Raw genomic sequence first — 21,716 nt, forward strand, 5'->3', positions numbered from 1 at the left:
ATCCGCCCGGACCACAAGAAAATCAGTGATCCGAACCAAATGCAACCATGAACGATTATGAAGCCGCGAGTGCGAGCCGGGGCAGCGCCGCGTGCGCGTTAGCCGTTGTGCCTATAGAAAGCGCGTCTTCGTCGATGCCGCGAAGTTGCGCGAGCACCTTCGCGATGCCCGCGACCTGATCGGGCGTATTGCGGCCCTTGTAGCGCCAGGCGGGCGCAATGTCGGGCGCATCGGTTTCGAGCACGATGGCATCGAGCGGAAGATCGGCGGCAAGCCGCCTGATCTGTCGCGCGCGCTCGAACGTCAGATTGCCGCCGAAACCGAGCCGCATGCCCTGCGCGATGAACGCCTCGGCCTGCTGAAAGCTGCCGTTGAACGCATGCGCGATGCCGCCATGGATGTCGTGCATGCGCAGACCCTTTAGCACCTTGTCCTGCGACTTGCGCACGTGGCAAATGACGGGCAGTCGAAACTCGCGCGCGAGCTTCAGTTGCTCGTAGTAGAAGAACTGCTGACGCGCATCGTCGAGCGCCGGCACGAAGTAATCCAGCCCGATCTCGCCGATGCCCACGAAGCGCGGATCGTCCATGCTCGCCGCGATCTGTTCGCACAGCACGCGCAGGTCGTCGTCGGTGGCCCGCGGCGTAAAAAGCGGATGGATGCCGAGCGCATATGCGCCGCCTTCGATGCGATGCGCGAGCGCGCGCACCGTATCGAAGTTCGCACGCTCCACGCCCGGAATCACGATGCGCGTCACCGCCGCATCGACGGCCGCGCGCGCGACGGCGTCGCGGTCCGCGTCGAATTCGGAGGCATCGAGGTGACAGTGCGTGTCGATCCACATGGCGTCCTCCGCGCGCCGCGCCGCTTAGACCGGCACCGGCGGCTCTTCGTGCAGCACGCCGTCGCGCAGACGCATGATGCGGTCGCAGCGCGCGGCGAGATCGGGATCGTGCGTGACGATCACGAAGCTCGTTTCCAGCGTCTGCGACAGCTCCAGCATCAGGTTGAAGACGGTGTCGGCGGTGCCGCCGTCGAGATTGCCGGTCGGTTCGTCGGCGAGCACGCACGCCGGGCGCGTGACGAGCGCCCGCGCAATCGCGACGCGTTGCCGCTCGCCGCCCGACAGCGCGCCCGGCCGATGCTTCGCGCGATGCCCGATGCCCACGCGCTCCAGCATGCCCATCGCTTCCTTGCGCGCAGCCTCTTCGCTCATGCGGCGGATGCGCAGCGGCATTGCGACGTTATCGAGCGCGGTAAATTCAGGCAGCAGATGATGAAACTGATAGACGAAGCCGAGCGCGCGATTACGCAGTTCGTTGCGCTCTTTTTCCTTCAGCTCCGTGAACGGCTTGCCGAGCAGCGACACCTTGCCCGCGCTCGGCTCGTCGAGGCCGCCGAGCACATGCAGCAGTGTGCTTTTGCCGGAACCGGACGCGCCGACGATCGCGAGCTTTTCGCCGCGATAGATTTCGAGCTGCGCGTTGTCGAGCACCTGCACGTTCGAGCCGCCCTGCACGAACGCCTTCGAAATGGCCGACGCCTGCAAGACGACGTTGTTTGCCGGAATCAGGTCACTCATAGCGCAGCGCCTCCGCCGGACGAACCTTCGCGCCGCGCCAGCTCGGATAGAGCGTGGCGAGCGAGGACAACAGGAACGCGATGACGCCGATCTTCATGACATCGCCCGGCACGAGTTCGGACGGCAACTCGCTGATGAAGTACACCGAAGGCGGCAGGAACTGCACGCCGAGCAGATGTTCGATCATCGGCACGAGCCACGGAATGCTCCACGCGATCAGGCAGCCGAGCGACACGCCGAGCGCCGTGCCGATAAAGCCGATGGTCACGCCCTGCACCACGAAGATCTTCATGATCGAGCCGGGCTGCGCGCCGAGCGTGCGCAGAATGGCGATATCGGCCTGCTTGTCGGTGACGGTCATCACGAGCGACGAGACCAGATTGAACGCCGCCACCGCGATGATCAGCGTGAGAATGATGAACATCATGCGCTTTTCGATCTGCACGGCGGAGAACCACGTCTTGTTCTGCTGCGTCCAGTCGCGGATATAGAGGTCGCCCGAAAGCGTGTGCGACAGTTGCCGCGCGACGTCGGGCGCGCGCTGCATGTCTTTCAGGCGCAGACGCACGCCGGTCGGCGCGGGAAGACGGAAAAGCGCCTCTGCATCGCGGATCGAAATGAGCGCGAGCGTCGAATCGTATTCGTAGTGGCCGGATTCGAAGATGCCGACCACCGTGAACTGCTTCAGGCGCGGCATCATGCCCGCCGGCGTGATGGTGCCTTCGGGCGCGACGAGCGTGATCTTGTCGCCGGTCATCACGCCGAGGTTCGTCGCGAGATCGGCCCCGAGCACGATGCCGAATTCGCCGGGCACGAGGTTCGCGAGCTTGCCGGCGCGCATTTCCTTGCCGATATCCGACACTTCCGGCTCGAGCGTGGGCTCCACGCCGCGCAGCGCGACGCCGCTCACCGCGCCTTGCCGCGTCAGCAGCGCCTGCGCTTCGACGTAGGGCGCCGCGCCGGTCACTTCCGGATTGCGCCGCGCTTCCTGCGCGGTCAGTTGCCAGTTCGGCATGGAGCCGGTCGGCGAGAAGATCTCGACGTGCGCGAGCACCGAGAGCATGCGGTCGCGCACTTCCTTCTGGAAGCCGTTCATGACCGACAGCACGACGATCAGCGCGGCGACGCCGAGCGCGATGCCCGCCATCGACACGAGCGCGATGAATGAGATGAAGCCGTTGCCTGTGGTGCGTTTGCTGGCGCGCGTGTAGCGCCAGCCGATCTGCCATTCGTACGGAAGTTTCAAGCGAATCCTTGTGTCTGCTGTTGCTGCGTTGCTATCTTGGCCGGCGGGAAAGGGTGAATCGCCCGGTCATCGCGGCGCATGACCGGGCCGTCCGTCTTGCGCCGCGAAATTTGCGAAAGTTTGCCACACATGGGGTCAGCGCCGTAACAAGCGCGGGGTCTTGCGCTCGCGCAACCGGCTATCCGGCACGCGGGTTACACGCCGCGCTTCAGCCGATGACGCCCCGCGCTTTGCCCTACAATGCCGACCATCATGCCCGTTCCCGACCTTCATCTTCTGCTGCCGTTCGCCCTGCCCTCGGCGGCGGACGCCGCAACCGCGCTGCACGGACTGGAAAGCGCGGCGCTCGACACGCTGCTCGCCCGCGCGACACTCGAAGAACGCGTGATCGGCGAAGACTTTCAGCGCACGCTGCCGCACGAACGCTGGATCGCGCAACGCTTCGGCATCGTTTCGCCGAACGCGAGTCAACGTTATGCCGACGACGCCCCGCTCGCGCCCTTCATGCTGCTCGCCGATGGCGGCGATCCCGGCGCGTCGGGTGCGGCTGGCGCGGCGCTCTGGGCGTGCATCGAGCCGGTCCACGTTCGCATCGCGCACGATCATCTCGTGCTGATCGATCCCGCCACGCTCGGCGTGCGGACCGAGGAAGCGCGCGCGCTGCTCGACACCGCGCAGCCCGTCATCGAAGAACTGGGGCTGGCGTTGCAGGCGCCCACACCGTTGCGCTGGTATGTGTCGGGCGATGCGCTCGGCGCGCTCGCGGGCGCGTCGCCGTTGCGCGCGGCGGGACGCAACATCGAAATCTGGCTGCCGCACGAAGCCCGCACCGGCGAACGTTCGCGCCCGTGGATGAAGTTGCAGAACGAAGTGCAGATGGCGTGGTTCGAACATCCGCTCAATGTCGAGCGCGAGTCGCGCGGACTGCCGCCGATCAATTCCATCTGGCTGCACGGACAAGGCGCGATGCGCCCGGTCACGCGCCCGTTCGCTGCCGTGATGTCCGATGCCGCCGCCACGCGCGGCCTCGCGCTCGCCTCGGGCGTGAAGCCGTCGATGCCGCCGGCGTCGTTTGCATCGCTCGCGAAAGACGGCGGCGAAGGCGCGACGCTCGTCGAGCTGGACCCGTTCTCCGCCCCTTTCATCGAGCAGGACTGGGCGCGCTGGAACGCTGCGCTGAAGGCGCTCGAAGACGCGTGGTTCGCGCCGGCGCTCAATGCGCTGCGAAGCGGTTCGCTCAGGCGCCTGCGTCTCACGCTGTGCGGCGACACGGGCTCGGTCACGCTGTCGGTCACGCGCGGCGACCTGCGCAAGTTCTGGCGCCGCCGGCCGATCGCGGCGCTTTTCATCGAATAAGGTCTGACTCGAATGACGCGAATCGTTACGCGCGCCTCCTCCCCCGCCGATGCCGAAGCCCTGACGCGCCACGGCCTGCATCCCGTGATCGCGCGGCTCTACGCGTCGCGCGGCGTCACCTCGCCGGATGAAGTCGAGACGGAATTGAAACGCCTCCACGCGCCAATCGGCCTCAAGGGTTGCGACGACGCCGCCGCCGTGCTCGCCGATGCGCTCGCGACGGGCAAGCGCATGCTCGTCGTCGCGGACTACGACTGCGATGGCGCGACCGCGTGCGCCGTCGCCGTGCGCGGCCTGCGCATGTTCGGCGCGACGATCGACTATCTCGTGCCGAACCGCTTCGAATACGGCTACGGACTGACGCCGGAGATCGTCGAGCTGGCCGCGCGCTCGCCGCTCGGCGTGCCCGAGTTGCTGATCACGGTCGATAACGGCATCGCGAGCGTCGAGGGCGTCGCGGCCGCGAACGCGCTCGGCATCGATGTCCTCGTGACCGATCATCACCTGCCGGGCGACGAACTGCCGGCCGCCCGCGCCATCGTCAATCCGAATCAGCCGGGCTGCGGCTTTCCGAGCAAATGCATCGCGGGCGTGGGCGTCATGTTCTACGTGCTGCTCGCGCTGCGCGCGGAATTGCGCCGGCGCGGCGCGTACGAGCGCGCGCCCGAGCCGCGTCTGGACGGGCTTCTCGATCTCGTCGCGCTCGGCACGGTGGCCGATGTCGTGAAGCTCGACTGCAACAATCGGATTCTCGTCGCGCAGGGGTTGAAGCGCATCCGCGCGGGCCGCATGCAGCCGGGCATCGCCGCCCTGTTTCGCGCGGCGGGCCGCGATGCGCGCGCCGCGTCGGGCTTCGATCTCGGCTTCGCGCTCGGGCCGCGCCTGAACGCGGCGGGACGGCTCTCGGACATGTCGCTCGGCATCGAATGTTTGACGACCGACGACATCGGCCGCGCATGGGAACTCGCGCAGCAGCTCGACGCGATGAACCGCGAGCGGCGCGAAATCGAAGCTGGCATGCAGCAGCAGGCGCTCGCGGAACTGCAAACCTTCGTTCCCGGCGAGCGCGCGACGCTCACGCTCTACGATGCGAGCTGGCATCAGGGCGTGATCGGCATCGTCGCCGGGCGGCTGAAGGAGCGTTTTCACCGGCCGTCGTTCACCTTCGCGCACGCCGACGACGCCGGCACGCTCTCGAAAGGCTCGGGCCGTTCGATTCCCGGCTTCCATCTGCGCGATGCCGTCGATCTCATCAGCAAGCGCGAGCCCGGTCTCATCCACAAGTTCGGCGGCCACGCGATGGCCGCGGGCCTCACGCTCGCGACCGCCGACATCCCGCGCTTCACCGACGCGTTCGAAGCGGTCGGCCGCGAGTGGCTGACCGCCGACGCGCTCTCGCGCACCATCGAGACGGACGGCGAGCTGGAGGACGCGTACTTCACGCCGCAATTCATCGAACTGCTCGACGCCGCCGTCTGGGGACAAGGCTTTCCGGCCCCGACGTTCTCCGGCGAATTCGATGTCGCGTCGCAATCGCTCGTGAAGGACAAGCACCTGAAGCTGCAACTGATGCGCGGGCGCCAGCGTTTCAACGCAATCTGGTTCAATCACGTCGATCCGCTGCCGCCGCGCGCGACTGTCGCGTACCGGCTCGTCAGCGATTCGTGGAACGGCGTGGCACGCGTGCAGCTGATCGTCGAGCACGCGGCGTAGGCGGCGTCGGCATCGAATACGATCGCTATCACGCACACGAACACGAACACGGCGAGCTTTCGCGGCGAGTGAGCAGCGAAGCGCACTGCAAAGCGCCCCGCGCCGCGTGCGGCGGCGTGCGTCCGCGAGCGCCGTCGGCAACGGACGGAAGGTGTCGATCGGCTATAATTTGACCTTTTTACGAAGCCGAAGATCGACAATGGAAGCAGAACGTCTCAACGCGATCGAAAGCCTTCTGGCCGACCTGCGCCGCCGCGCAGGCGAGCTACGGGGGTATCTTTGACTACGACGCCAAGTCCGCGCGTCTAGCCGAAGTCAACAAGGTACTCGAAGACCCGAACGTCTGGAACGACTCGAAGAACGCCCAGGCGCTCGGTCGTGAAAAGAAGCTGCTCGACGGCGTGGTCTCGACGCTCTCCGCCCTCGACAACGATCTGCGCGACGCCGAAGAACTCTTCGAGATGGCGCGCGAAGAAGGCGACGAAGACACGCTCGTCGCCTGCGAATCTGACGCCGATGCCCTGAAGGCGCGCGTCGAAGACATGGAATTCCGCCGGATGTTCTCGAACCCGGCCGATCCGAACAACTGCTTCATCGACATTCAGGCGGGCGCGGGCGGCACCGAGGCGTGTGACTGGGCGTCCATGCTGCTGCGCCAGTATCTGCGCTACTGCGAGCGCAAGGGCTTCAAGACCGAAGTGCTCGAAGAATCCGAAGGCGACGTCGCGGGCATCAAGAGCGCGACGATCAAGGTCGAAGGCGAATACGCATACGGCTATCTGCGCACCGAAACCGGCATTCACCGGCTCGTGCGCAAGTCGCCGTTCGATTCGTCGGGCGGGCGGCATACGTCGTTTTCGTCGGTGTTCGTGTATCCGGAAATCGACGACTCCATCGAGATCGAAATCAATCCCGCCGATATCCGCACGGACACGTATCGCGCATCGGGCGCGGGCGGCCAGCACATCAACAAGACGGACTCCGCCGTGCGTCTCACGCACGCGCCGACCGGCATCGTCGTGCAGTGCCAGAACGACCGCTCGCAGCACCGCAACCGCGCCGAAGCCATGCAGATGCTGAAGGCGCGTCTGTACGAATTCGAGATGCGCAAGCGCCAGGCGGAGCAGGACAAGCTCGAATCGAGCAAGACGGACGTGGGCTGGGGCCATCAGATCCGCTCCTACGTGCTCGACCAGAGCCGCGTGAAGGACCTGCGCACCAACGTGGAAATGAGCAACACGCGCGCCGTGCTCGACGGCGACCTCGACGACTTCATCAGCGCGAGCTTGAAACAGGGCGTTTGACGCCGTGCAGCGGCGCGGCCTTCCGGTCGCGCCGCTTTTGTTTCATCCCGCCGCGCATTCGCCGCATTTGCCGCATCAAAACCCAAGAATCATCATGACCGAACCGACTCAGACGAGCGCCGCTCCCGAACTGGAAGATAACCAGATCATCGCCGAGCGCCGCGACAAGCTGCGCTCGCTGCGCGAGCAAGGCGTCGCCTATCCGAACGATTTCCGCCCGACGCATCAGGCGGCCGCGCTGCAAGGCGACTACGCCGAGACCGACAAGGAGGCGCTGGAAGCCAATCCCCTGCCCGTCGCGCTCGCGGGCCGAATGATGCTCAAGCGCGTGATGGGCAAGGCGAGCTTCGCGACGGTTCAGGACGGCAGCGGCCAGATCCAGTTTTTCGTGACGCCCGCCGATGTCGGCGCGGACGTCTACGAGGCGTTCAAGAAGTGGGATCTGGGCGACATCGTCGCGGCGAAGGGCATGCTCTTTCGCACGAACAAGGGCGAACTGTCGGTGCGCTGCACGGAACTGCGGCTCTTGTCAAAGGCGCTGCGTCCGCTGCCGGACAAGTTTCACGGCCTCGCCGATCAGGAAATGCGCTATCGCCAGCGTTATGTGGATCTGATCGTCACGCCGGAATCGCGCAAGACGTTCATGGCGCGCACGAAGGCGGTCACGTCGATCCGCAACTTCATGGCGCAGGCGAACTTCATGGAAGTCGAAACGCCGATGCTGCACCCGATTCCCGGCGGCGCGGCGGCGAAGCCCTTCGTCACGCATCACAACGCGCTCGACATGCAGATGTTCCTGCGCATCGCGCCGGAGCTCTATCTGAAGCGGCTGATCGTCGGCGGCTTCGAGCGGGTGTTCGAGATCAACCGTAATTTCCGGAACGAAGGCGTGTCGCCGCGCCACAACCCAGAATTCACGATGATGGAGTTCTACGCGGCCTACACGGATTACCGCTGGCTGATGGACTTCACCGAACAATTGATCCGTCAGGCCGCCATCGACGCGCTCGGCACCGCGACCATCACGTATCAGGGCCGCGAACTGGATCTTTCGAAGCCGTTCCATCGCCTGACGATCAATCAGGCGATTCAAAAGTACGCGCCGCAGTACACCGACGCGCAGCTTGCCGACGCCGTGTTCGTGCGCGCGGAACTGAAGAAGTTCGGCGTCGATACGACGCAGCCCGCTTTCCTGAACGCCGGCATCGGCGCGTTGCAGCTTGCGCTCTTCGAGGAGACGGCGGAATCGCAGTTGTGGGAACCGACGTATATCGTCGACTATCCGGTGGAAGTGTCGCCGCTCGCGCGGGCGTCGGATTCAGTGCCGGGCATCACGGAACGCTTTGAATTGTTCATCACGGGCCGCGAGATCGCGAACGGCTTCTCGGAACTGAACGATCCGGAAGATCAGGCCGCGCGCTTCCAGAAACAGGTCGACCAGAAAGACGCGGGCGACGAAGAAGCCATGTACTTCGATGCCGACTATATCCGCGCGCTCGAATACGGCATGCCGCCGACGGGCGGCTGCGGCATCGGCATCGACCGTCTGGTGATGCTCCTGACCGACAGCCCGAGCATCCGCGATGTGATTCTGTTCCCGCATCTGCGTCGCGAAGATTGAGATCGCGGTCGGCTCATGCAGCAGAAGAAAGCGCGTCCTTCGGGGCGCGTTTTTTTTGCCCTTCTGGCTGGCATTCTGTGTGCTTCAACCGAAGAAAAAGCCGGTTACAACCTGAAAAAGTGCCGACGACGCATCTGCGCGAGAATGGACGCTGTCGGCACGTCGCCTCGAACGGAGGTCAAAAATGGACAACGGGACCAACAAACTGACACCTGCGCCCGGTACGGGCGAGCCGCGACGGCTGCATCCGCTCGTCGCGACGGCTGCGGGCGCGGTCATCGTCGCGAGCCTTGCGGCAACGGCAGCGATGACCGGGCTCTTCCCCGGCGCGCACAGCAATTCGGCGCAAAATCCGCAGACACAAACGGCAGCGGTCGCGCAGCAGCAACCCGTGGCCGCGCCTGCAGCGCCGCCCGCCGCGCAACCCGTGGCCGCACAGCCCGCGCCCGCGCAGCAAGCGGCGACGCAGCCGGTGCAGCAAGCGCCCGTGCAGCAGCCGCCCGCGCAGCCGTCGTATGCCCAGCAGCCGCCGCAACAGCCCGCTTACTGCTCGACCTGCGGCACAGTCGAAGCCATTTCCGTCGTGCGCCGCGAGGGGCACGGAACGGGAATTGGCGCAGTCGGTGGTGCGGTGGCGGGCGGTGTCGTCGGCAACCAGTTCGGACGCGGCGGCGGCCGCACCGCGATGACCCTGCTCGGCGCGTTAGGCGGCGGGCTCGCGGGCAATTCGGTCGAAAAGCACCTGCGCAGCGAGACCGATTATTCCGTGCGCGTGCGGATGGAAAACGGCAAGACGCGCTATTTCACCTACAGGCAGCAGCCGCCGTTCGCGCAAGGACAGCGTGTGCGCGTGCACAACGGCGCGCTCGTCGCTGCGGGCTGACTGGACTCAAGCGCGCGCATGTAAAAAAGGGCGATGGGTTTCGCGACCCATCGCCCTTTTTAGCATCGAAAGAAATTCGCGCTAATGATCCCGCTGCGAACTGCGCGCAGGGTTCGGTCTGCCGCGCATCGCCATGTACGCCCACCAGACATAGCCCGAGAAGCCGTACAGCACGAAGAGGCAGAACAGCATGACGGGCGGATCGGACGAGACGAGCACGAACGCGACCACGACCAGCAGAACGCCCGCGAACGGCACGCGATAACGCACGTCCAGCGCCTTGCCGCTATAGAACGGCGCGTTCGACACCATCGTGACGCCCGCGTAGACGGTCAGCGCGAACGCGACCCACGGCAGCCACACGAGCTTGAGCGGCACGCGATTGTCGGTCGCGAGCCACACGAAGCCGGCGATCAGCGCGGCGGCAGCCGGACTCGGCAAGCCCTGGAAATAGCGTTTATCGACCACGCCGACGTTCGTATTGAAGCGCGCGAGCCGCAACGCCGCGCCCGAGCAGTACACGAACGCCGCGAGCCAGCCCCAGCGGCCGAGGTCCTTCAGCACCCATTCGTACATGACGAGCGCCGGCGCGACGCCGAACGACACCATGTCCGAGAGACTGTCGAACTGCTCGCCGAACGCGCTCTGCGTATGCGTCATGCGCGCGACGCGGCCGTCCATGCCGTCGAGCACCATCGCGACGAAAATGGCGATGGCCGCGATCTCAAAGCGCACGTTCATCGCCTGGACGACCGCGAAGAAGCCGCAGAACAGCGCCGCCGTGGTGAACGCATTGGGCAGCAGATAAATGCCGCGCTTTCTTAAGAATTGCTGCCGCTTCGCGCGCCGCGTTTCCACGGCGCCGACGTCCTGCGCCGCCTTGTTGCGACGGAACGCGCGCGGCGGCGCGCCGTTCATGCGGTTCCGGCGCGGTTTGAATGCCGCCATCGACGCCCCCGCGTTATTCCGCGAACTCGGCGAGGATCGTCGACGAGGCGGACACCTTCTCGCCGATCGACACCCGCGGCCGGCTGCCCACCGGCAGATACACGTCCACGCGCGAACCGAAACGGATGAAGCCGTAGCGTTGGCCGCGCGTGAGCGGCTCGCCGGCATGGGCGTAGCAGAGAATCCGCCGCGCGATCAGCCCGGCAATCTGCACCGATGTCACCGTGTGCCCGCTCGCGGTTTGCAGCACGATCGCGTTGCGCTCGTTCTCGGTGGACGCCTTGTCGACGGCCGCGTTCAGGTACGCGCCTGGGAAGTACTGAACCTTGCTGATCGCGCCATCGACCGGCGAACGCTGCGAGTGCACGTTGAACACGTTCATGAACACGCTGATCTTGAGCGCCTCGCGGCCCGCGTACGGATCATGCGCCGTTTCGACCGCGACGATGCGCCCATCGGCCGGACACAGCACGGCATTGGCCTGCGTGGGAATGGGGCGCGGCGGATCGCGGAAGAACTGGACGACGAAAATCACGATCAGCCAGAAGATCCAGGCGAAGCCGAAGCCGCCGATCGCCTGCACGAGAATGGCAACGACGGCCGCGATGGCGATGAACGGCCAGCCTTCGCGGGCAATGATCGGATGGGGATAGTTCATGAACGAGGTGTGTGTTTTTAAAACCCGTAGGATAGCAAAAGCCGCCCTCGGCACAGCGGCTTCGGGCGGCTTTCGTTACAGCAAGAACCGTGACGCGTGAAAAACTTAGTTCTTCGACTGGTCGACGAGCTTGTTCTTCGCGATCCACGGCATCATCGCGCGCAGCTTTTCGCCAACCTGCTCGATCTGATGCTCGGACGTCAGGCGGCGGCGCGATTGCAGCGTCGGTGCGCCCGCGCGGTTCTCGATGATGAAGCTCTTCGCGTATTCGCCCGTCTGGATGTCCTTCAGCACGGCCTTCATCGCCTTCTTCGTCTCTTCCGTCACGATGCGCGGACCCGTCACGTACTCGCCGTACTCGGCGTTGTTCGAGATCGAGTAGTTCATGTTGGCGATGCCGCCTTCGTAGATCAGGTCCACGATCAGCTTCAGTTCGTGCAGGCACTCGAAGTACGCCATTTCCGGCGCGTAGCCCGCTTCCACCAGCGTTTCGAAGCCGGCCTTGATCAGGTCGACGGTGCCGCCGCACAGAACCGCCTGTTCGCCGAAGAGGTCGGTTTCCGTCTCTTCACGGAAATTCGTCTCGATGATGCCCGCGCGGCCGCCGCCGTTGGCCACCGCGTACGAGAGCGCCACGTCGCGCGCCGAGCCGGTCTTGTCCTGCGCGACCGCGATCAGGTGCGGCACGCCGCCGCCTTGCGTGTACGTGTTGCGCACCGTGTGGCCCGGTGCTTTCGGCGCGATCATGATGACGTCGAGATCGGTGCGCGGAATCACCTGGCCGTAGTGCACGTTGAAGCCGTGCGCGAACGCGAGCGCCGCGCCGTTCTTGATGTTCGCGTGGACTTCCTTCGCGTACACCTCGGCGATCTGCTCGTCGGGCAGCAGCATCATGACGACGTCCGCGCCCTTCACGGCTTCGGCCACTTCCTTGACCGGCAGACCGGCGTTCTCGGCCTTGCTCCACGATGCGCCGCCTTTACGCAGGCCGACCGTCACGTTCACGCCGCTTTCCTTCAGGTTGAGCGCGTGTGCATGGCCTTGCGAGCCATAACCGATGATGGTGACTTGCTTGCCCTTGATGAGGGAGAGGTCGGCGTCTTTGTCGTAGAAAACTTTCATGGTGGTTCCTTGAGTCCTGGGTCTGTCTCCGCGCGAAGCAGAGGAAATGAGTCGAGTTGCGTGTGGCGCTACACTTTGAGGATGCGCTCGCCCCGGCCGATGCCGGAACTGCCCGTGCGAACCGTCTCCAGAATCGCCGTGGCGTCGAGCGCCTGAATGAACGCGTCCAGCTTGTCGGACGCGCCCGTCAGTTCCATCGTGTAGGTCTTTTCGGTCACGTCGATGATGCGGCCGCGGAAAATATCCGCCATCCGCTTCATCTCTTCGCGTTCCTTGCCGACTGCCCTTACCTTGATGAGCATCAGCTCGCGCTCGATGTGGGCGCCCTCTGTCAGGTCGACCACTTTCACCACCTCGATCAGGCGGTTCAGGTGCTTCGTGATCTGTTCGATCACGTCGTCCGAGCCGATGGAGACGATGGTGAGCCGCGACAGCGAACTGTCTTCGGTCGGCGCCACCGTCAGCGTTTCAATGTTGTAGCCGCGAGCGGAAAAGAGCCCGACGACACGCGATAACGCGCCCGGCTCGTTTTCCAGCAGTACGGAGATGATGTGTTTCATTGTGCGTGTTTCCCGATATGTCCAGAAGAGGCGTTCATCCGAGAAACCCGCGCGCGGCACTCGTCTTTTGTGGAGACGGGCGCGCACGAGCCTCGCGTGACGAAGCCGCGTTATAGATCCTCAGAGCCGAGCAGCATTTCCGTGATGCCCTTGCCTGCCTGCACCATGGGAAATACGTTTTCGGTGGGATCGGTCTGGAAGTCCAGAAACACGGTGCGATCCTTCAGACGCAGCGCCTCTTTGAGCGCCGGTTCGACGTCCGCCGTTCTTTCCACGCGAATGCCGACATGGCCATACGCTTCGGCGAGCTTCACGAAGTCAGGCAGCGCGTCCATGTAGGAACTGGAATAACGCTTCTTGTACTCGATCTGCTGCCACTGGCGAACCATGCCGAGATAGCGGTTGTTGAGCGAGATGATCTTGACCGGCGTGTTGTACTGCTTGCAGGTCGAGAGCTCCTGGATGCACATCTGGATGGAGCCTTCGCCCGTGATGCAGACCACGTCCTCGTCCGGATAGGCCATCTTCACGCCCATCGCGGCGGGCAGGCCGAAGCCCATCGTGCCGAGGCCGCCCGAGTTGATCCAGCGGCGCGGCTTGTTGAACGGATAGAACTGCGCCGCCCACATCTGATGCTGGCCGACATCCGAACACACGAACGCGTTGCCGTCCGTCAGCTCCGCGAGCTTTTCGACGACGTACTGCGGCTTGATGATCTCGCTCTTGCGGTCGTAGGCGAGGCAGTCTTTCGAGCGCCAGCCCTCGATTTCGTCCCACCACGACCTGAGCGCGGCCGTGTCCGGACCGTGCTCCGCGTGCTGAAGCTGCTCGATCAGTTCCTTGAGCACTTCCTTCACGTCGCCGACGATCGGGATATCGACCTTCACGCGCTTCGAGATGGACGACGGATCGACGTCGATATGGATGATTTTGCGCGGCGACGATGCGAAGTGCTTCGGGTCGCCGATCACGCGGTCGTCGAAGCGCGCGCCGATGGCGATCAGCACGTCGCAGTGCTGCATGGCCATGTTGGCTTCATACGTGCCGTGCATGCCGAGCATGCCGAGGAACTTCTTGTCGCTCGCGCGATAGCCGCCCAAGCCCATCAGCGTGTTGGTGACGGGATAGCCGAGCAGATCGGCGAATTGGTTCAGCTCGCGCGATGCGTCCGCGAGAATGATGCCGCCGCCGGTGTAGATGTACGGGCGCTTGGCCGACAAGAGCAGTTGCACCGCCTTGCGGATCTGACCGGAGTGGCCCTTCGTGACCGGATTGTAGGAACGCAGCGACACGCTCTTGACCGGCTCGTAGCGGCACGGCGCCTTCGACACGTCCTTCGGAATGTCGATCAGCACCGGGCCGGGACGTCCCGTGCGCGCGATGTAGAAGGCTTTCTTGACGGTGGCGGCGAGATCGCGCACGTCCTTCACGAGGAAGTTGTGCTTGACGCAGGGCCGCGTGATGCCGACGGTGTCGCATTCCTGGAACGCGTCGAGGCCGATGGCCGCAGTGGGCACCTGCCCGCTGATGACGACGAGCGGAATGGAATCCATGTAGGCCGTGGCGATGCCAGTGACGGCATTGGTGACGCCCGGGCCGGAGGTCACGAGGCACACGCCTACTTTGCCGGTCGAGCGCGAATACGCGTCGGCGGCGTGCACGGCGGCCTGCTCGTGGCGCACGAGAATGTGCTGGATCTGGTCCTGCTTGTACAGCTCGTCGTAGATGTAGAGTACCGAGCCGCCGGGATAGCCCCACACGAACTCGACGTTTTCGTCGGCGAGCGCGCGCATGAGCACGGTCGCGCCGATGGAATCGGCATCGTGAGAGGGAGTGGTATCCGACGTGGAGAATTCCGCGCTAGGCATGTTCATTCATCACCTTTCGAATTTTCGGCAAAAAATTGATCGGGTGCTCTCTGCCGGGCTTGTGGCTCGGGTTCAAGCGGCGCGTCTTGGTTTGACAGGCGAACTTCTTGGGCTCGCCTCAAAGCAGACAATTCACTTTATGATGCGAGTCGGGAAAGATAGCCCGTTTTCGCGCACACGGTCAAGCAAAAACTTCCCCGCCGCGCGTTCGAGGCGCCCTGCGCGCTCGTCGCGCGGGCTTTTGACAGGAGCCGCGCACGCAACGCCGAGCAACAAATCGTTTCCCGATCCTCCCGCGACAGCGAAAATTTGCTAGCATCCGCAGGTTTTCCTGGAACTCCACAATCTCTTTCGACGCAAATTCGTTGCGCCGGGTCCCCAACGGATGGCATCAGACAAGGAACTCGCCGATTTTCTGGCGGGCGTCGAAAGACGCGCGTTCAAGCAGACCGTGTACACCGTCCGCGACGACGACGCGGCGCTCGACATCGTCCAGGACGCCATGATCAAGCTCGCGGAGAAGTACGGCGACCGGCCGTCGCCCGAGCTTCCTCTTTTGTTCCAGCGTATCCTCCAGAATGCGACGCACGATTACTTTCGCCGCCAGAAGGTACGCAATACCTGGATCAGCCTATTCTCCTCGTTCGGCAGCGCCGACGACGACGAATTCGACCCGCTCGAAACCTTCGAATCGCAGGACGGCGCAACCGGCAGCGAAAGCAGCGAGAGCCGACTGGAGCGCGAACAGGTGCTGAACCTGATCGACGCGGAAATCCAGAAATTACCGGCGCGTCAACGAGAAGCTTTTCTCATGCGTTACTGGGAAGATATGGATGTCGCCGAGACGGCCGCCGCGATGGGGTGCTCCGAGGGCAGCGTGAAGACGCACTGTTCACGCGCCACGCACGCTCTCGCGCAAGCCCTGAAAGCCAAAGGGATCACGCTATGAGTTCCGCTCTTGAAACGAAGGAAAACGAGTTCGCGCTGAAGGTCATTCGCGCGCTCGACGAAAGCACGTCGGCCATTCCCGCCGCAGCGGTGGACCGGCTCGCAGTGGCGCGCCGCGCTGCCATCGCGCGCAAGAAGCCCGAGAAAGTGGCCGTCGCCGCCGCTGCGCCCGCGTTCACGCCGGTTCTGGCCGGCGCGGGCGCCACGCTGTCGGCTGGCGGCCCAGGCGACGCCCCCGGCCGCAAGAGCCTGTTCGCGCGCCTGGGCGGCTTCGGGCTGGCAGGGCCGGTGTTCGCGCTCGCCGTCGCGCTGGCGGGCATCGCGTATTGGGAAGATCAAGAGCGCAAAGCCGAACTCGCCGACATCGACGCAGCCATGATGAGCGACAGCCTGCCGCTCGACGCTTATCTCGACCACGGCTTCAACGCGTATCTGACGCGCAATCACTAAGCATCGAACCGAGCGGGGGAATTTTCGGGTGAGTTACAAGCGCGGTCTCGCGATTGTCTTCGGCTGCGCGATTGCGGGTCTGGTCGCGTTCGCCGCCACTTATCCGCGCTTCTATTCGCCGTCGGCCACGGCGCCCGCCTCCGCCGCCGCGCCCAGCGGCGCAAGCGCGGGCCCGGACGCATCCCTTTCGCCGCTCGCCGCGCTTTCAACCGACAACCCGCTCTCCTGGAGCCGTCTGACGGAAGCGCAGCGCGTCGCGCTCGCGCCTTTCGCGTCGCAGTGGGACTCGTTCAACGACGAGCGCAAGCAGAAGTGGCTCAGGATCGCATCGCGCTATCACCGCATGTCGCCGGATGCGCAAAAGCGGCTGCATCAGCGCATGGAGGAATGGGTGCGGATGACGCCCGACGAGCGCAAGGTCGCGCGTGAGAATTATCAGGTGTCGAAACTCGTGCCGCCCGACAAGCGCGAGAAGGCGTGGGACGCGTATCAAAAGCTTTCCGAAGAGCAAAAGAAGAAGCTCGCCGCGAGCGAGCGCAACCGCCGCCCGACGGTCGTGAGCGCGCCGCCGACCGGCAAAGCCGAAGTCAAGGACATCAACCGGCTCGTGACGGCACGCGAGCAGGGGCACGCGGCGTCCCGCGTGGAACCCGCGCCGGCCGCGGGCGCGCCGGCCTCGGGCGTGCCATCGCAGCCCGCCGTGCCGAACGCGGCGAGCATCGTCCCGGCCACGCCGATTCCCGTTTCGCCGCAGCAGGCGCCTTCGATGTACAACGGCTCGTGATCGCCCGATGAGCCTTTCCGCCACCGCGACCGTCCCGCCGCTCTCCGCGCCCAGCCTGCGCCGGCGTCTTTCCACGATGGTCTACGAAGGCGTCATCTTGTTCGGCGTCGTGTTCATCGCCGGCTATCTCTTCAGCACGCTCACCCAGCAGCGCAACGGGCTCACGCATCACGACTGGCTGATGTCGTGGATCGGTCTCGTGCTGGCGGCGTATTTCGTGTGGTTCTGGACACACGGCGGCCAGACGCTGCCGATGAAAACCTGGCGCCTGAAAGTCGTCGATGCGCGCGGTGAGCCGCTCACCGTGGGCCGCGCGCTCGCGCGCTACGCGCTCGCGTGGCTGTGGTTCCTGCCGCCGCTCGCGCTGCATCCGCTCTTTGGGCTCGCGGTGCCGCAGACGCTGATCGTGTTCGCCGTCTGGATGGCGCTGTGGGCGGCAGCCGTCTGGCTCGATCCGGCCCGCCAGTTCCTGCACGACCGCCTCGCCGGCACGCGCATCGTCGCGGCGTGAGCGGGCACCTTCTCCGCCTTCCCTTTCCCGCGTAATAAGAACTTCTCGTGACTGTCACGGCTCGGTCACGGCCGCATGGCGCAATGCGCATACCAAAACTCGATGCGCGAGCCAATGGCCCTCCACTCGACAGTCACGCCGGCATGTGATCCCTCCACCGCTTACCGCTTTCGCAGTTCCGGCTTGCGCGTCGATCCGTCGGCGCTCGTTCCCGAGTCGCCCGAGCCCACTTCGCCCGTCATCGACGGCGAATCGCCGGACGGAACGCATCGCTATCGCACGATCTGGCTCTCCGATATCCACCTCGGCTCCGGCGGCTGCCAGGCAGCGTATCTGCTCGATTTCCTGCGGCATCACGAATCGGACTATCTGTACCTCGTCGGCGACATCATCGACGGATGGCAGCTTCGCAAGGGCTGGTTCTGGCCGCAGGCGCACAACGACGTGGTGCAAAAACTCCTGCGCAAGGCGCGCAAGGGCACGCAGGTCGTCTACATTCCCGGCAATCACGACGAAGCCGCGCGCCAGTTCTGCGACCTCGCGTTCGGCGACATCCACGTGCGCGGCGAAGCGTTCCATACGACGCTCGCGGGCAAGCGCCTGTGGATCGTCCACGGCGATCTTTTCGACGGCGTCATTCAGCACGCCAAATGGCTCGCCTATCTCGGCGACACCGCCTACACCGCGATTCTGCTGCTCAACCGCTGGTTCAATCGCGTGCGCACGAAGTTCGGTTTCAATTACTGGTCGCTCTCGCAGTACCTGAAGCATCAGGTCAAGAACGCGGTCAATTTCATCTCGCAGTTCGAACGCGTGATGACCGATGAAGCGCGCCGCCGCGGCTGCGACGGCGTCGTGTGCGGGCACATTCACAAAGCGGAAATCCGCGACATCGACGGCATCCTGTATTGCAACGACGGCGACTGGGTGGAGAGCCTCTCCGCGCTCGTCGAAACCTACGACGGCGAACTCAAGGTCGTCTACTGGACCATCATGCGCGCGCCCGGCCAGCCGGCCGCGACAGCACGCGCGACGGTCTGAGCCCGCACCCCGGCCCACACACCACGCCGCACCAGGAAAACGCAATGAAGATCATGATCGTGACCGATGCATGGGAGCCGCAAGTCAACGGCGTCGTGCGTACCCTCAAGAACACGAGCAAGGAACTGATGGCGCTCGGGCATCGCGTGGACATGCTGACGCCGCTCGAATTCAAGACGATTCCCTGTCCGACTTACCCCGAAATTCGCCTGTCGCTGATGCCGGCGCGCCACGTCGCCGAACGCATCGACGCGTTCGACCCCGACGCGCTGCACATCGCGACCGAAGGCCCGCTCGGCTTGGCCGCTCGCTCGTACGCGCTGCGTCGCAAGCTGCCATTCACGACCGCGTATCACACGCGCTTTCCCGAATACGTGGAGGCGCGCTTTGGCATTCCGCTCGGGCTGACGTATCGCTTCCTGCGCTGGTTTCACGGACCGTCGCAGGCGGTCATGGCGCCGACGCCCGTCGTCAAGAAAGATCTGGAGGACTACGGATTCACCAACGTCGTGCTGTGGACGCGCGGCGTCGATCTGGACATCTTCCAGCCGATGGACTCGAAGGTGCTCAACACCGCGCGGCCGATCTTTCTGTACGTCGGGCGCGTCGCCATCGAAAAGAACGTCGAAGCGTTTCTGAAGCTGGATCTGCCCGGCTCGAAATGGGTCGCGGGCGAAGGCCCGGCGCTCGCCGAACTCAAATCGCGCTATACGAACGTCAACTATCTCGGCGTGCTGTCGCAACCCGAACTCGCGAAGGTGTATGCCGCCGCCGATGTCTTCGTGTTCCCGAGCCGCACCGATACGTTCGGCCTCGTGCTGCTGGAAGCGATGGCCTGCGGCACGCCGATCGCGGCGTATCCGGTCACGGGCCCGATCGACGTGCTCGGCGAGCACGGACCCGGCGCGCTCAACGAAGACTTGCGCGAGGCATGCCTCCAGGCGCTCAAGATCGAGCGCGCCGACGCGCGCGCCTGGGCCGAACGCTTCTCGTGGCGCGCGGCGTCGGAGCAGTTCGCGTCGCATTTGCGGCAACTGGAGCCGCGCGCGCCGAGCGCCGGCCGGGCGGCCGCATGACGCGTCGTCCGTTGGCGGAAGAACGCGCCGAAGCGAATGCACGCGCAGCGCCCGGCCGCATCATGGACCCGTTCGACGACGAAACCGACGCCAGCGCCGATTCGGCCGATGCGCCGCCTCAGGCGACCGAACCGCTCGGCACCGACGACCTGCCCTTCAATCCGTACAAGGGCAATCGCGGCTTCACGCGCGCCTGGCACGCGATGAAGAACTCGCTCTCGGGCTTTCGCATCGCGATTCGCGAGGAAAGCGCGTTTCGCCAGGAACTGACGCTCGCCGCGATTCTGCTGCCGTGCAGTCTTTTCGTGCCGGTCGCGCCTGTCGAGCGCGCGGCGCTGATCGCGTCGGTGCTGCTCGTGCTGATCGTCGAGTTGCTCAATTCGAGCGTCGAGGCCGCCATCGACCGGATTTCGCTGGAACGCCACGAACTCTCCAAGCGCGCGAAGGACTTCGGCAGCGCCGCCGTGATGGTCGCGCTTGGGGTCTGCGTGCTCACCTGGGTCATGATCCTCTGGCCGCTCGCGCCGGCGCTCGCGACATGGTTCGGGCATCTTCCAAACTGAACGCGCGTATCTCGTAAAGTCGCCGTCCGGCGCGGGAGCCACGTCCGGGACGAAGAACGAGCGGTTTATAATCGTCCGATATTCTCAAAAATCGCAACGGAACCGGACGCGCGCATGCTTGCACGAGGCCGCCGCAACCGGATGCCAAGGTCGGACGACATGGAAGCCAAACCTCCCCGCCGTACCCGCGAACGGATTCTCGAACTGTCGCTGAAGTTGTTCAACGATATCGGCGAACCCAACGTCACCACGACGACGATCGCCGAAGAGATGGAAATCAGTCCAGGCAATCTGTACTACCATTTCCGCAACAAAGACGACATCATCAACAGCATCTTCGCGCAGTTCGAGCAGCAAATTCAGAAGCGCCTGCGCTTTCCCGACGATCATCGGCCGACGATCGACGAGATGTGGTCCTATCTGCAGTACATGGCCGATTTCCTCTGGACGTATCGCTTTCTCTACCGCGACCTGAATGACCTGCTCGCGCGCAACCGCACGCTGGAAACGCATTTCAAGCAGATCATCACGCACAAGGTGCGCTTCGCGCAGCAGCTATGCGAGGCGCTCGTCGCCGATCAGGAAATGGTCGCGACGCCCGCGGAGATCGGGGTCATCGCGACGAACATCGGCGTGATCGCGACATACTGGCTGTCGTATCAGTACGTGATGAACCCGCGCAAGTACAACGATCAGGAAGCGATCCGCGCGGAGTTGCATCAGGTGAGCGTGCATATCATCTCGATCATGGCGCCGTATCTGCGCGGCCGATCGCGCCAGCTTTTCGACGATCTGGTCTCCGGCAAGCTGCCCAAGCGCCAGTATGCGGACTTCCTGCCGCCGCGCGACGATGCGTCCAGCGCACCGAAGAACGAAACTCCGAAGGATTCCCGATAATGAAGGCTGTGTGTGTCTATTGCGGCTCCGCGTCCGGAGCCCGCCCCGTCTATGCGGAAGCGGCGCGCGCGTTCGGCCGTGCGCTCGTGGAAGCGAATGTGTCGCTCGTGTATGGCGGCGGCCGCGTCGGGCTGATGGGCCTGATCGCCGATGAAGTGCTCGCCGCCGGCGGACGCGCGGTCGGCGTGATTCCCGAGCTGCTGCTCGCGAAGGAAGTCGGCCATACCGGTCTCACCGAACTGCACGTCGTGCCCGACATGCACGAACGCAAGAAGAAGATGGCCGATCTCGCCGATGCCTTCGTCGCGATGCCCGGCGGCGTCGGCACGTACGAGGAGTTCTTCGAGGTCTATACGTGGGCGCAGCTTGGCTATCACCAGAAGCCCGTGGGCCTGCTGGACGTGAACGGCTATTTCGGCCCGCTTCTCTCGATGCTGCGTCATACCATCGACGAAGGCTTCATGCGCAAGCCGTATCTGGACATGATTCAGGTGGCCGCCGAGCCGGAAGAAATGATCGCGAGACTCGCGGCGTACACGCCGCCGGTCCACGACAAATGGTCCGAGAACCGCAACGCCGTCTGAG

Annotated in this window: 21 protein-coding genes and 1 pseudogene; 14 read left to right on the forward strand and 8 right to left on the reverse strand. The window is 64.6% G+C overall.

The features are described from left to right. Window positions 1-55 precede the first annotated feature (55 nt). The 3 genes from GV035_RS18995 to GV035_RS19005 are packed head-to-tail and all read right to left on the reverse strand — an operon-like array spanning window position 56 to window position 2,828. Entirely contained in the window at window positions 56-844 is a 789-nt protein-coding gene (locus tag GV035_RS18995) for a TatD family hydrolase (protein WP_159836530.1), read from the reverse strand. A 24-nt stretch (window positions 845-868) separates the two neighbouring features. After that, complete coding sequence (lolD, locus tag GV035_RS19000; RefSeq protein ID WP_159836531.1) at window positions 869-1,582, reverse strand: lipoprotein-releasing ABC transporter ATP-binding protein LolD; 714 nt, start codon at window positions 1,580-1,582, stop codon at window positions 869-871. After that, window positions 1,575-2,828: a lipoprotein-releasing ABC transporter permease subunit gene (locus tag GV035_RS19005; RefSeq protein WP_159836532.1), complete on the reverse strand. Its 1,254-nt coding sequence runs from the start codon at window positions 2,826-2,828 to the stop codon at window positions 1,575-1,577. Before GV035_RS19005 ends, lolD begins: the two co-directional genes overlap by 8 nt. Window positions 2,829-3,068: 240 nt before the next feature. Here GV035_RS19005 and GV035_RS19010 point away from each other — a divergent pair, with 240 nt between their 5' ends. The 5 genes from GV035_RS19010 to GV035_RS19030 all read left to right on the forward strand — a co-directional run bounded on the left by GV035_RS19010 (window position 3,069) and on the right by GV035_RS19030 (window position 9,705). Then, complete coding sequence (locus tag GV035_RS19010; RefSeq protein WP_159836533.1) at window positions 3,069-4,184, forward strand: regulator; 1,116 nt, start codon at window positions 3,069-3,071, stop codon at window positions 4,182-4,184. Between the two features lie 12 nt (window positions 4,185-4,196). Continuing rightward, a complete protein-coding gene (gene recJ / locus GV035_RS19015) occupies window positions 4,197-5,897 on the forward strand; it encodes a single-stranded-DNA-specific exonuclease RecJ (RefSeq protein WP_159836534.1) in 1,701 nt (566 codons plus the stop codon). Window positions 5,898-6,096: 199 nt separating this feature from the next. Further along, window positions 6,097-7,201 (forward strand): peptide chain release factor 2 gene (gene prfB / locus GV035_RS19020; RefSeq protein WP_159836535.1). Its coding sequence is split into 2 segments (ribosomal slippage): window positions 6,097-6,177 and window positions 6,179-7,201, totalling 1,104 coding nucleotides; the frame shifts between segments, so codons are not numbered across the junction. 94 nt (window positions 7,202-7,295) lie between these two features. Next, on the forward strand, window positions 7,296-8,822 hold the full coding sequence (gene lysS / locus GV035_RS19025; protein ID WP_159836536.1) for a lysine--tRNA ligase: 1,527 nt from the start codon (window positions 7,296-7,298) through the stop codon (window positions 8,820-8,822). Window positions 8,823-9,006: 184 nt separating this feature from the next. Further along, a complete protein-coding gene (locus tag GV035_RS19030; RefSeq protein ID WP_159836537.1) occupies window positions 9,007-9,705 on the forward strand; it encodes a glycine zipper 2TM domain-containing protein in 699 nt (232 codons plus the stop codon). Window positions 9,706-9,786: 81 nt separating this feature from the next. Here GV035_RS19030 and pssA read toward each other — a convergent pair whose 3' ends face one another. The 5 genes from pssA to GV035_RS19055 all read right to left on the reverse strand — a co-directional run bounded on the left by pssA (window position 9,787) and on the right by GV035_RS19055 (window position 14,867). After that, on the reverse strand, window positions 9,787-10,653 hold the full coding sequence (pssA, locus tag GV035_RS19035) for a CDP-diacylglycerol--serine O-phosphatidyltransferase (RefSeq protein WP_159836538.1): 867 nt from the start codon (window positions 10,651-10,653) through the stop codon (window positions 9,787-9,789). A 13-nt stretch (window positions 10,654-10,666) separates the two neighbouring features. Continuing rightward, complete coding sequence (locus tag GV035_RS19040) at window positions 10,667-11,311, reverse strand: phosphatidylserine decarboxylase (RefSeq protein WP_159836539.1); 645 nt, start codon at window positions 11,309-11,311, stop codon at window positions 10,667-10,669. A gap of 105 nt (window positions 11,312-11,416) precedes the next feature. Continuing rightward, window positions 11,417-12,433: a ketol-acid reductoisomerase gene (ilvC, locus tag GV035_RS19045; protein ID WP_159836540.1), complete on the reverse strand. Its 1,017-nt coding sequence runs from the start codon at window positions 12,431-12,433 to the stop codon at window positions 11,417-11,419. A 68-nt stretch (window positions 12,434-12,501) separates the two neighbouring features. Further along, window positions 12,502-12,993 carry an acetolactate synthase small subunit gene (gene ilvN, locus GV035_RS19050; RefSeq protein WP_008341906.1) on the reverse strand — a complete coding sequence of 164 codons (492 nt, stop codon included), beginning with the start codon at window positions 12,991-12,993 and terminating at the stop codon, window positions 12,502-12,504. A 110-nt stretch (window positions 12,994-13,103) separates the two neighbouring features. After that, window positions 13,104-14,867, reverse strand: a complete 1,764-nt coding sequence (locus GV035_RS19055) for an acetolactate synthase 3 catalytic subunit (RefSeq protein ID WP_159836541.1) — start codon at window positions 14,865-14,867, stop codon at window positions 13,104-13,106. 379 nt (window positions 14,868-15,246) lie between these two features. Here GV035_RS19055 and GV035_RS19060 point away from each other — a divergent pair, with 379 nt between their 5' ends. From GV035_RS19060 to GV035_RS19100, 9 genes and pseudogenes are all read left to right on the forward strand, one after another. Continuing rightward, on the forward strand, window positions 15,247-15,810 hold the full coding sequence (locus GV035_RS19060; protein ID WP_159836542.1) for an RNA polymerase sigma factor: 564 nt from the start codon (window positions 15,247-15,249) through the stop codon (window positions 15,808-15,810). Next, a complete protein-coding gene (locus tag GV035_RS19065) occupies window positions 15,807-16,259 on the forward strand; it encodes a DUF3619 family protein (protein WP_159836543.1) in 453 nt (150 codons plus the stop codon). The genes GV035_RS19060 and GV035_RS19065 overlap by 4 nt, the downstream gene beginning before the upstream one ends. A gap of 28 nt (window positions 16,260-16,287) precedes the next feature. Continuing rightward, a complete protein-coding gene (locus GV035_RS19070; protein ID WP_159836544.1) occupies window positions 16,288-17,043 on the forward strand; it encodes a DUF3106 domain-containing protein in 756 nt (251 codons plus the stop codon). A 7-nt stretch (window positions 17,044-17,050) separates the two neighbouring features. Beyond that, window positions 17,051-17,554 carry an RDD family protein gene (locus GV035_RS19075; RefSeq protein WP_159836545.1) on the forward strand — a complete coding sequence of 168 codons (504 nt, stop codon included), beginning with the start codon at window positions 17,051-17,053 and terminating at the stop codon, window positions 17,552-17,554. Window positions 17,555-17,818: 264 nt separating this feature from the next. Beyond that, window positions 17,819-18,595 (forward strand): annotated as a pseudogene (locus tag GV035_RS19080) (UDP-2,3-diacylglucosamine diphosphatase); the annotation flags it as partial. A 44-nt stretch (window positions 18,596-18,639) separates the two neighbouring features. Further along, entirely contained in the window at window positions 18,640-19,671 is a 1,032-nt protein-coding gene (locus GV035_RS19085; protein ID WP_159836547.1) for a glycosyltransferase family 4 protein, read from the forward strand. Continuing rightward, a complete protein-coding gene (locus GV035_RS19090) occupies window positions 19,668-20,234 on the forward strand; it encodes a diacylglycerol kinase (RefSeq protein WP_159836548.1) in 567 nt (188 codons plus the stop codon). The genes GV035_RS19085 and GV035_RS19090 overlap by 4 nt, the downstream gene beginning before the upstream one ends. Before the next feature lie 159 nt (window positions 20,235-20,393). After that, on the forward strand, window positions 20,394-21,131 hold the full coding sequence (locus GV035_RS19095) for a TetR/AcrR family transcriptional regulator (protein WP_159836549.1): 738 nt from the start codon (window positions 20,394-20,396) through the stop codon (window positions 21,129-21,131). Next, on the forward strand, window positions 21,131-21,715 hold the full coding sequence (locus tag GV035_RS19100; RefSeq protein WP_159836550.1) for a TIGR00730 family Rossman fold protein: 585 nt from the start codon (window positions 21,131-21,133) through the stop codon (window positions 21,713-21,715). The genes GV035_RS19095 and GV035_RS19100 overlap by 1 nt, the downstream gene beginning before the upstream one ends. Window position 21,716 lies beyond the last annotated feature (1 nt).

Origin of the sequence: Burkholderia sp. 8Y (genome assembly GCF_902506145.1) — a bacterium.
In the GTDB taxonomy this organism is placed as follows: Bacteria; Pseudomonadota; Gammaproteobacteria; order Burkholderiales; family Burkholderiaceae; genus Caballeronia.

Excerpts from the sequence above, each read along its gene's own strand:
- GV035_RS19095 (WP_159836549.1), top strand. The coding sequence starts at position 20,394 with ATGGAAGCCAAACCTCCCCGCCGTACCCGCGAACGGATTCTCGAACTG.
- GV035_RS19040 (WP_159836539.1), bottom strand. The coding sequence starts at position 11,311 with ATGAACTATCCCCATCCGATCATTGCCCGCGAAGGCTGGCCGTTCATC.
- pssA (WP_159836538.1), bottom strand. The coding sequence starts at position 10,653 with ATGGCGGCATTCAAACCGCGCCGGAACCGCATGAACGGCGCGCCGCCG.
- recJ (WP_159836534.1), top strand. The coding sequence starts at position 4,197 with ATGACGCGAATCGTTACGCGCGCCTCCTCCCCCGCCGATGCCGAAGCC.
- ilvN (WP_008341906.1), bottom strand. The coding sequence starts at position 12,993 with ATGAAACACATCATCTCCGTACTGCTGGAAAACGAGCCGGGCGCGTTA.
- GV035_RS19090 (WP_159836548.1), top strand. The coding sequence starts at position 19,668 with ATGACGCGTCGTCCGTTGGCGGAAGAACGCGCCGAAGCGAATGCACGC.
- ilvC (WP_159836540.1), bottom strand. The coding sequence starts at position 12,433 with ATGAAAGTTTTCTACGACAAAGACGCCGACCTCTCCCTCATCAAGGGC.
- GV035_RS19075 (WP_159836545.1), top strand. The coding sequence starts at position 17,051 with ATGAGCCTTTCCGCCACCGCGACCGTCCCGCCGCTCTCCGCGCCCAGC.
- GV035_RS19065 (WP_159836543.1), top strand. The coding sequence starts at position 15,807 with ATGAGTTCCGCTCTTGAAACGAAGGAAAACGAGTTCGCGCTGAAGGTC.
- GV035_RS19085 (WP_159836547.1), top strand. The coding sequence starts at position 18,640 with ATGAAGATCATGATCGTGACCGATGCATGGGAGCCGCAAGTCAACGGC.
- GV035_RS19030 (WP_159836537.1), top strand. The coding sequence starts at position 9,007 with ATGGACAACGGGACCAACAAACTGACACCTGCGCCCGGTACGGGCGAG.
- lysS (WP_159836536.1), top strand. The coding sequence starts at position 7,296 with ATGACCGAACCGACTCAGACGAGCGCCGCTCCCGAACTGGAAGATAAC.
- GV035_RS19100 (WP_159836550.1), top strand. The coding sequence starts at position 21,131 with ATGAAGGCTGTGTGTGTCTATTGCGGCTCCGCGTCCGGAGCCCGCCCC.
- GV035_RS18995 (WP_159836530.1), bottom strand. The coding sequence starts at position 844 with ATGTGGATCGACACGCACTGTCACCTCGATGCCTCCGAATTCGACGCG.
- GV035_RS19055 (WP_159836541.1), bottom strand. The coding sequence starts at position 14,867 with ATGAACATGCCTAGCGCGGAATTCTCCACGTCGGATACCACTCCCTCT.
- GV035_RS19060 (WP_159836542.1), top strand. The coding sequence starts at position 15,247 with ATGGCATCAGACAAGGAACTCGCCGATTTTCTGGCGGGCGTCGAAAGA.
- lolD (WP_159836531.1), bottom strand. The coding sequence starts at position 1,582 with ATGAGTGACCTGATTCCGGCAAACAACGTCGTCTTGCAGGCGTCGGCC.
- GV035_RS19010 (WP_159836533.1), top strand. The coding sequence starts at position 3,069 with ATGCCGACCATCATGCCCGTTCCCGACCTTCATCTTCTGCTGCCGTTC.